An 8,521-nucleotide genomic window follows, 5' to 3' on the forward strand; every position below is an offset into this window, starting at 1 on the left:
TCCCGAACTACCTGGGCTGGCGCCGCATGCTTGAACGCTATCAGCAGCGTATTCAGCCCGTTCACTGTATCCAGGAGGCGGTTGGTCGGACCATGCAACACGCGATTGGGACATAGCCTTTTTTATGGCTGCCACCCTACGGGCTGCAGCTACGCGAGGTTAACAATTGCTTCAGGCAATTTTATAGCCAGCCGGAACGCTTGAAGCTTGCATAAAGTCCGGCGCAGCCGGTGGTGATCAAGCCGAGCACGCCGAAGTAGCCGTACTGCCAGGCAAGCTCGGGCATATTCTGAAAGTTCATCCCGTAGATCCCTGCCACCGCTGTAGGGAAGGCCAGGATCGCTGCCCAGGCGGCGAACTTGCGCTGGGTGACGCTTTGTCGGGAGGATTCCAGCAGCAGGCCGATCTCGATGGCGTGGTCGGCCATCTCGCGTAGGCCAGTCAGGTCTTCCAGAAGGCGGTTGACATGAATCGCCACGTCGCGGAAGTACGGACGCATGTTCTTGTCGATAAACGGGAAGTCGAGGCGCTGCAGTTCTTTGCAGATTTCTGCCAGCGGCCCGATATAGCGACGCAACCGCAGCAGATCACGGCGCAGGCCTTGGATGCGCTCGACATCATCCTGGCTCAGTGGGTTTTTCAGCACGTGCTGTTCCACCTCCTCTAGCTCGACGTGGTAGTTGTCCATTAACGGACGGTAGTTCTCGATCACGAAGCTGAGCAGGGCGTAGAGCACGAAATCTTCGCCGTGCTCAAGCAGCAGCGGGCGCGCCTCGCAGCGTTGGCGCACCTGGGAGTAGGGCGCGGATTCGCCGTAGCGGGCGCTGATGATGTAACCGCTGCCGGCGAATAGCTGGGTTTCGACAAAGGTCAGCTCGTCGTTGAGCACAATGGGTGAGTAGAGCACCATAAACAGCGCATCGCCGAAGGTTTCCAGCTTGGGCCGGGTGTGCCGCTGCAGGGCATCTTCCAGTGCCAGTTCATGCAGGTCGAACTGCTGCTGCAGGCTGATCAGCTCCTCGGGGCAGGGATCATGCAGGCCGATCCAGACGAAATGCCCTGGTTTCTTTGACCATGGCTTGCCTTCGTCGAGGCTGATATTGGTGACTTTCTTGCCCTTGTTGTAAACAGCTGCGGCAACAACGCGACCCATGGTGTTTCCTTATTATCGGTGACCTCAGTAGGCAGCTTAGCGGCATGCTAGCCGTGGGTGTGAGTGAACGGCTGCTGCACCAGCTACATTCGGCAATAAAAAGCCCAGCTCGAGGCTGGGCTTTTGGGGCGTATGCAGGTTGCGTCAGGCGCTTTGGCAGAGCTGTTGATCCAGCACATCGATACATTGCTGCATCTGCGTGCGGCAGGTTTCGAGCAGCTGCGGCAAGTCATCCTGGCTTAGGCCGGCGGTGGGGATGGCCGGCAGCGAGCGGATCATGATCTCGCCGCTGTTCCAGCTGTTGAGCTGGATATGGTTTACGTAGGTGCTGACGCACACCGGGATGATTGGCACACCGGCGGCAATCGCCATCTGGAATGCGCCTTTCTTGAACGGCAGCAGGCCCTTGCCGAGGTTGCGTGTGCCTTCGGCGAACACCCAGATCGAGGTGTCCTTGTGTTTGAGGGTATCGGTGGTGGTGAGCATTGCCTGCTTGGCACGAATGGCGTTGCCACGGTCGAGCAGCACATTGCCGGCCAGCCAGTACAGCTGGCCGAAGAACGGCACCCACTTCAGGCTCTTCTTGCCGATGCTCACGGTGCGCTTGGGCACCACACGGCCGAGCACGTAGAGGTCGTAGTTGGACTGGTGGTTGGCGACGATCACGCAGGCGTGCTGGTGTTCCAGGGTGTGTACGTCAGTCTTCAGCTTCCAGCGCAGCAGCCACTGCGCTGGAATACTGTAGAGGCGTGCGCACAGACGGCTGTTATCAGGGTTGAACGGGCGGCAGATACCGAGCAACAGTCCCAGGACGCCGGCGAGGATAAAGTGCACGCCCATCGCCAGCATGCGCAGAAGAAAAAGCATTTGGTACGCCCGTCATAGGAAAAAGGCGCGCAGTGTACGGGCGTGCACTGCTTTCAGCAATTGATGCTGATCAGAGGTCGTTACCGCTTGTTGCGTCCTTGCTAGAGCCGTTGCCGGTGGCGGGTAGCAGGTCAATCGAGCTGTAGCGCTGGGCCAGGCGGGTGATGCTGCCATCCTGCTCAAGGGTCAGCAGGGCTTGATCCAGTTGCTGCATAAAGTCCTGCTTGTAGGGGTAGGCCTGTTCATTGATGCGGGTATAGCCCAGATGACCGTGCTCGCTGGACAGCGCCGGCCCTTCGACCAGCCAGTCCAGCCCACTGCTGGCAAACAGGCCTTCGCTGCGCATCTGCTGCAGCTCCCAGAGGATCGACAGGCGATCATTGATATACACATCAATGCGTTTGCGCCTGAGTTGTAGCAGGTTGGTGCGGTTGTCTGTGGCGTAGCTTTGCTGCACCTCGCCAGCCGCAAGCATGGTTTTGTAGCTGGGGGCGGTGATGACGTTGAATCCGCGGTTGAGGCCGATACGCAGGCCGGCGTAGGCGGCCGGAAAATCTTCAATGGCACGTTGCTGTGTCAGCTCGGCGCGTACGAAGGCCACCACACTTTCCTCCAGAATTGGCCGCGAGTAATCCATCCAGGGTCGTTCAACGGGGCGGTGGTAGGGCGGGAACAGGGCAAAGGCTGCGCCCTTTTCCAGCGCTGCCAGCCCGCGTGGCCAGGGCACCGGGCGGATGCTTACGCGATAATCCGGCATACGCGCGAAGGCGGCGCGCAGAATATCGCTGTACAGGCCTTTTGCTTCGCCGTTTTCGGCGTAGCTGTAGGGTGGATAACTGGCGTCACACAACACCGTAACACTGACGGGTGTTTGCGCCTGGGCGATGCCGTGCATGGCCAGGCACAGTAGCCACGTTACGAGTATGCGCATGCCCAATCCCCTTAGCGGTTGGCGCTGGCTGCACGAGCAGGTGCAGCCCTATGTACGGAGCTCAGACCTTGAAGCGCCCGAGCAGATGGTCCTGCTGCCCGACCTGTTCGACCATTACGGCGCACTGGCGCACCTGTTCTTCGGCGCCGGCGGCTACCTCATGGCTGATGTCACGGATATTGGTGGTGTTGCGGTTGATCTCCTCGGTGGTGGCGCTCTGCTGCTCGGCGGCGGTGGCAATTTGCAGGTTCATGTCGTTGATCCGGGTGATCGCATCGCTGATGCGTCCGAGCATGTCGTTGGCCGCACCGGCTTCTTCTGCGGTCTTGCTGGCGGTATCGCGGCTCTGCTGCATGCGTGATTCGGCCTGCTTCACCCCGGATTGCAGCTGATCGATCATCTGGCGGATTTCCTGGGTCGACTGCTGGGTGCGCGAGGCCAGTGAACGTACCTCGTCGGCCACCACGGCAAAACCTCGGCCGGATTCACCGGCGCGCGCGGCTTCTATGGCGGCGTTGAGGGCCAGCAGGTTGGTTTGATCGGCAATGCTGGTGATCACCGAGAGGATCGACTCGATGTTGTGGCTTAGCTTGGCCAACTCGTTGATCGCATGGCTCGTTTCGTCCATTTCCTCGGCCAGATTTTTGATCGCCTCAGTGGAGCGAGAGACCACGCGCACGCCATTTTCAGTCTCTTGATTGGCCGCCAGCGCTGCCTGCGCGGCAGCTTGCGCATTGCGCGCGACTTCTTCTGCGGTGGAGGCCATTTCCTGCATGGCGGTGGCCAGCTGATCGAGTTCCTGCAACTGCTGCTGCAGACGATTGGCGGCCTGATTGGCTTCGCTGGAGGTCATGGTGGTGCTTTCGCGCACCTGTCTGGAGCTGCCCATTACCTCGCTGATCAGGCTTTGCAAGCTTTGCAGGAAGCTGTTGAACTCCTTGGAAACCAGGGCAATTTCATCGTTGCCGGCGGCGGGCAGGCGGCGGGTAAGGTCACCTTCACCACTGTTCACCTCATGCAGCGAGTTGTGCAGGTGGTCGAGGGGCTTGAGCAGGCTGTTCATCAGCACACCCAGCACGATCAGACTGATGATCACCCCCAGCACGGTGCCGATCACCGCGCGCCAGCTCAGGGCATTGGCCTCAGCCATGACGATGCTCTTGTCCAGCACCACGCCGATATACCAATCCATACCCTTGAGGTTCGGCAGTGGCGTGAAGGACACCAGCAGGTCCTTATCGCCGCCGCTGGTTTCCTGCAGCTCTTTGTTCAGTGCCGGGCTCTGGCCGCCGAACAGCTCGCTGTAGTTTTTGCCGTTCAGCTCGGTGTTGGGGTGGGAAATGATGTTGCCGTTGCGGGTCAGCAAGAAGGCGTAACCAGCACCGTTGAAGTCGAGGGTGTTGACCGCATCGGCCACGGTTTCCAAGCGGATGTCACCACCCAAAACACCGAGGAATTCGCCGGCATTGGTGATGCGGCTAACGGCTGAAATCAGGATTTCACCGGTGGTGGAGTCCACATAGGGTTCGGTAAGCACGGCCTGGCTGCCAGCCTTACCAGTGGCGTACCAGGGCCGCTGGCGACCGTCCCATTCCGGAGCAGGCTTCCACTCGTCACTATTTTTGATCGGCTTGCCGTCGCTTTGTAGGGTGCCGAACACCAGGATGAATTCGTTTTTCAACATGGCGCTGTTGACGATGCGCTGGGTTTCTTCGGGGCTGTAGTTGCTGTCGATGCTTTGCGACATCAGGTCCATCAGTTTGAGCTTGGCGTTGAGCCAGTTTTCGATCTGCCGCGCCAGCGCATTACTCGACTCCGCGATGCTCGCGGCGACTTGGTTATGCAAGGCTGCGCGAACCTGGCTGACTTGCGCCAGTGACAGCAAACTAGTGGTGAGAAACAGCACAATGGCTGCAGCCAGGCCAACCTTATGAGCAATTTTCATAGCACGCTCCCGCGGCAATTCGAATAGATCGATGAGTGCCTCGCTCCCTGGCCTTACCTGTTAAAAGTACTACAGGCTGGCCAGATTGCTTGCGGGTTTGCCATTGTTTTGCCATTAAATGCAAAAGCCCGGCACATGGGCCGGGCTTTGCGGTGTTGCTGAGGGCTTTACCCCATGTGCTTCTTGTCCAGCTCGACCGCCTGATCGAGGGCCTCGAGCAGCGCCTTGCGCACTTTCAGCTTGGTGTTTTTGTGCGCGGTCATGTTGATCTTCTTCATCTGTTGGGCAACTGCCAGCGCGGTGGCATGCAGCTGCTCAGCCGGCACTACCTTATCGAGGAAGCCGGCATCGACCGCGCTTTGCGGGTCGAACATCTCACCGTTGATCACCGAGCGATGGAAAGCCGATTTACGCAGACGGTCACGGGCCAGTTCGATGCCAGCGTGGTGCATGGTCATGCCGATCTGTACTTCATTGAGGCCGATGCTGAACGGGCCTTCGACGCCGATGCGGTAGTCAGACGAAAGCAGAATAAAGGCACCCTTGGCCACCGCGTGGCCTGGGCAGGCAACGATGATCGGGAAGGGGTGAGCGAGCATGCGGCGCGCCAGGGTGGAGCCGGAGGCCACCAGGTCGATGGCATTCTGCGGGCCGGAGGTCATAACCTTAAGGTCGTAGCCACCGGAGAGAATGCCCGGTTGGCCGGTGATGATCACGATGGCCTTGTCCTGTACGGCGCGATCCAGGGCCGCATTGAAAGCGGTGATCACGTCCGGGGAGATGGCATTCACCTTGCCATTACACAGGGTCAGGGTGGCAATGCCATCGTCGAGTTGGTAGCTGATCAGGTCGCTCATGGTCGGGTTCCTTGGACTGAAGTGCAGCAGACGTTACTCATCCGCACCGGTCAGGTAAAGCATGATGGCTGACTAGCTGGTCAGCGATTGCGGCAGTTTGGGCTATGGCGGCGATCAAGATCGCCAATTGGGCTGCACGGCTTGCTCGCACTTAAGGTCGCCACTCTATTAAGGAGTGATCGACATGCCTGGCTTAATCCGACTTCTCAGGTGCTGGCGCGCAGCATTGGCTCTGCTGCTGTTGATCGGCATGCTCTGGCTGGCAAGCAATCAACAGACTCAAAGCCCAGCGGGTGTGCTGGGGCTGTTCGGCTTTGGCCTGTTTATCTCCCTTAGCTTTATCTTGTTCGGCCAGCAGCGCTTCGAGCCGAGCACGGCAGATCTCCCGGCCGAAGACCAGCATATGGCATAAGCGCATGAATTTTTTGAAAAAAGCTTTTGCCTTTGGCAAGCTGTTCGGCTAGATTAGCGCGCCTCGGCAGACAGCAATGACCGTCGAGCCCCGGTGAAGTGTCCGAGTGGCTTAAGGAGCACGCCTGGAAAGTGTGTATACGAGAAATCGTATCGAGAGTTCGAATCTCTCCTTCACCGCCATATTAGAAAACCCCCAGAGAGCAATCTTTCTGGGGGTTTTTTCGTTTAAGGCCCCGCAAGTCTGCACCGAATTGGTACAGCGCAATGGTACAGATGACAGTCATGGCCCAACCTTGGACGTACACCGTAGTGGCGTTTTTTACTTACGCCGTGACGTCCTGGAAGGCATCCAGGAGCGTCATTGGTAACTCACTCGCCGCTGGGTGCTTGTTAGACTGCGCGCCTGGCAATTGGGGTTGGGCATGAAGGCGACTTGGGACATTTTCTGCAGCGTTGTCGATAACTACGGCGATATCGGAGTGACCTGGCGGTTGGCGCGGCAATTGGTGGCCGAGCATGGTCTGGCGGTGCGGCTGTGGGTGGATGATCTAGGCGCGTTTGTGCGTTTGTGTCCGCAGGCTGGCGCGCAGGCGCAGTGGCAAATCCAGCAGGGTGTTGAAGTCTGTTGGTGGCGTGCCGAGTGGCAGGAGGTCGAGCCTGCTGATGTGGTGATCGAGGCGTTCGCCTGTGAGTTGCCAGCTTCCTATATAGCGGCGATGGCGCAGCGTGTGCAGAAACCGCTCTGGCTCAACCTTGAGTACCTGAGTGCCGAAGACTGGGTAGAGGGTTGCCATGGTTTACCGTCATTGCAATCCAATGGTCTGTCGAAGTTCTTCTTCTTTCCAGGGTTCACTGCAGGCAGCGGCGGTCTGCTGCGTGAGCGTGACCTGTTGGCGCAGCGCCGGGCGTTTCAGGCGGACAGTAGTGCCCGCGAGGTGTTTCTGCGCAGCATCGGCGTGACGCCGCTGCCTGGGGCGCGGTTGATCTCTTTGTTTGCCTACGAAAACGCCGCGCTGGCCAGTTGGCTGGATGTATTGGCTGCCGATATGCAAGCCAGCCAGTTACTGGTGCCGGAAGGGCGAGTTCTGGCGGATCTGCAGGCTTGTCTCGGTTGCACAGCTATGCGCGTCGGGGATGTGCAACAACGCGGTCAGCTGCATATCCAGGTGCTGCCGTTTATCCAGCAGGATCAGTACGACCGGCTGCTATGGAGTTGTGACTTCAATGCGGTGCGCGGGGAGGATTCCTTTGTCCGTGCGCAGTGGGCTGGGCGGCCATTACTCTGGCATATCTACCAGCAAGCGGATAACGCCCATCTGGAAAAACTCGAAGCCTTCTTGACGCTATATAAGGAAGGTTTATCAGCAGCAGCACAGGTTGCACTGATTGATCTATGGCGTGCGTGGAATACCGCCGAGACGGTCAATGAGAGTTGGCAACAACTGCTGCATAGCTGGCCTGAGCAGTGCAGGCACGCCGAAGACTGGTGTCTGCAACGGGCCTCTCAGACCGATCTTGCCGCGGCGCTGGTGCTGTTTTACCTAAATTGGCTATGATACGCGGCCAAGAATTTTGTAATTCCATCCAAACCCGGATATTCGTATGAAAACCGCACAAGAAATGAAGCCCAACAGTGTGGCCCTGATCGACGGCCAACCTTGGCTGATCCAGAAGGCCGAATTCACCAAATCCGGTCGTAACAGCGCCATCGTTAAAATGAAGTTGAAGAACCTGCTCAGCGGCTCCTCGACTGAAACCGTGTACAAAGCTGACGACAAAATGGAGCCGGTGATCCTCGATCGCGTTGCGGTGACCTATTCGTACTACAGCGAGCCGAACTACGTCTTTATGGACGAAGAGTTCAATCAGTACGAGCTGAACAAAGACGACCTGGAAAGCGTAATGCCGTACATCGTTGATGGCATGACCGACGTCTGCGAAGCCGTATTCTTCGAAGGTAAAGTGGTTTCGGTTGACCTGCCGACCACCATCGTTCGCCAAATTACTTACACCGAAGGTTCCGCCCGCGGCGACACTTCCGGCAAGGTGATGAAGCCAGCCAAGCTGAGCAACGGTACCGAAGTTAAGGTTGCAGACTTCTGCAACATTGACGACTGGATTGAGATCGACACCCGTACCGGCGAGTACAAATCCCGCGCTAAAGCTCCGGTCTAAGATCGGCTTTAATGGCGAGAAGAAAAAGCCCGACCTTGAGTCGGGCTTTTTTATGGCTATGTCCCAATCGCGTGTTGCATGGTCCGACCAACCGCCTCCTGGATACAGTGAACGGGCTGAATACGCTGCTGATAGCGTTCAAGCATGCGGCGCCAGCCCAGGTAGTTCGGGAGGTAGCG

At 58.2% G+C, this 8,521-nt stretch carries 8 protein-coding genes, 1 tRNA gene and 3 pseudogenes; 5 read left to right on the forward strand and 7 right to left on the reverse strand.

Features of this window, described 5'->3' with window-relative positions; translation table 11 throughout:
• Positions 1 to 116: pseudogene (locus AACX99_RS21825) on the forward strand (IS1595 family transposase); the annotation flags it as partial.
• A gap of 65 nt (positions 117 to 181) precedes the next feature.
• Here the strand turns inward: AACX99_RS21825 and AACX99_RS21830 are convergent.
• From AACX99_RS21830 to AACX99_RS21850, 6 genes and pseudogenes are all read right to left on the reverse strand, one after another.
• A complete protein-coding gene (locus tag AACX99_RS21830; protein WP_339414516.1) occupies positions 182 to 1,153 on the reverse strand; it encodes a magnesium and cobalt transport protein CorA in 972 nt (323 codons plus the stop codon).
• Positions 1,154 to 1,297: 144 nt separating this feature from the next.
• Positions 1,298 to 2,020 carry a 1-acylglycerol-3-phosphate O-acyltransferase gene (locus tag AACX99_RS21835; protein ID WP_339414517.1) on the reverse strand — a complete coding sequence of 241 codons (723 nt, stop codon included), beginning with the start codon at positions 2,018 to 2,020 and terminating at the stop codon, positions 1,298 to 1,300.
• Positions 2,021 to 2,090: 70 nt separating this feature from the next.
• Positions 2,091 to 2,951 (reverse strand): substrate-binding periplasmic protein, encoded by an 861-nt coding sequence (locus AACX99_RS21840; RefSeq protein ID WP_339414518.1) that lies wholly within the window; start codon positions 2,949 to 2,951, stop codon positions 2,091 to 2,093.
• Positions 2,952 to 3,012: 61 nt separating this feature from the next.
• Positions 3,013 to 3,840 carry a methyl-accepting chemotaxis protein gene (locus AACX99_RS22305; protein ID WP_445261896.1) on the reverse strand — a complete coding sequence of 276 codons (828 nt, stop codon included), beginning with the start codon at positions 3,838 to 3,840 and terminating at the stop codon, positions 3,013 to 3,015.
• 30 nt (positions 3,841 to 3,870) lie between these two features.
• Positions 3,871 to 4,896, reverse strand: a pseudogene (locus AACX99_RS22310) (cache domain-containing protein); the annotation flags it as partial.
• Between the two features lie 167 nt (positions 4,897 to 5,063).
• Complete coding sequence (locus tag AACX99_RS21850; RefSeq protein ID WP_339414520.1) at positions 5,064 to 5,753, reverse strand: crotonase/enoyl-CoA hydratase family protein; 690 nt, start codon at positions 5,751 to 5,753, stop codon at positions 5,064 to 5,066.
• A 226-nt stretch (positions 5,754 to 5,979) separates the two neighbouring features.
• Between AACX99_RS21850 and AACX99_RS21855 the strand changes: the two genes are divergently transcribed.
• From AACX99_RS21855 to efp, 4 genes are all read left to right on the forward strand, one after another.
• On the forward strand, positions 5,980 to 6,165 hold the full coding sequence (locus tag AACX99_RS21855) for a hypothetical protein (RefSeq protein ID WP_339414521.1): 186 nt from the start codon (positions 5,980 to 5,982) through the stop codon (positions 6,163 to 6,165).
• A gap of 92 nt (positions 6,166 to 6,257) precedes the next feature.
• Positions 6,258 to 6,347: transfer RNA gene (locus tag AACX99_RS21860), tRNA-Ser, on the forward strand.
• A gap of 242 nt (positions 6,348 to 6,589) precedes the next feature.
• The gene (gene earP, locus AACX99_RS21865; protein ID WP_339414522.1) at positions 6,590 to 7,723 is read left to right on the forward strand and encodes an elongation factor P maturation arginine rhamnosyltransferase EarP; all 1,134 of its coding nucleotides are present in this window, start codon (positions 6,590 to 6,592) and stop codon (positions 7,721 to 7,723) included.
• 46 nt (positions 7,724 to 7,769) lie between these two features.
• On the forward strand, positions 7,770 to 8,342 hold the full coding sequence (gene efp, locus AACX99_RS21870) for an elongation factor P (protein WP_325506236.1): 573 nt from the start codon (positions 7,770 to 7,772) through the stop codon (positions 8,340 to 8,342).
• Positions 8,343 to 8,398: 56 nt separating this feature from the next.
• Here efp and AACX99_RS21875 read toward each other — a convergent pair.
• Positions 8,399 to 8,521: pseudogene (locus AACX99_RS21875) on the reverse strand (IS1595 family transposase); the annotation flags it as partial.

It is taken from the genome of Pseudomonas sp. EA_35y_Pfl2_R5 (genome assembly GCF_963970805.1).
Lineage (GTDB): Bacteria > Pseudomonadota > Gammaproteobacteria > Pseudomonadales > Pseudomonadaceae > Aquipseudomonas.

Bases quoted from the DNA above. Each gene is read 5' to 3' on its own strand.
- AACX99_RS21840 (WP_339414518.1), bottom strand. From the start codon at position 2,951: ATGCGCATACTCGTAACGTGGCTACTGTGCCTGGCCATGCACGGCATC.
- efp (WP_325506236.1), top strand. From the start codon at position 7,770: ATGAAAACCGCACAAGAAATGAAGCCCAACAGTGTGGCCCTGATCGAC.
- AACX99_RS21850 (WP_339414520.1), bottom strand. From the start codon at position 5,753: ATGAGCGACCTGATCAGCTACCAACTCGACGATGGCATTGCCACCCTG.
- AACX99_RS22305 (WP_445261896.1), bottom strand. From the start codon at position 3,840: ATGGGCAGCTCCAGACAGGTGCGCGAAAGCACCACCATGACCTCCAGC.
- AACX99_RS21830 (WP_339414516.1), bottom strand. From the start codon at position 1,153: ATGGGTCGCGTTGTTGCCGCAGCTGTTTACAACAAGGGCAAGAAAGTC.
- AACX99_RS21835 (WP_339414517.1), bottom strand. From the start codon at position 2,020: ATGCTTTTTCTTCTGCGCATGCTGGCGATGGGCGTGCACTTTATCCTC.
- earP (WP_339414522.1), top strand. From the start codon at position 6,590: ATGAAGGCGACTTGGGACATTTTCTGCAGCGTTGTCGATAACTACGGC.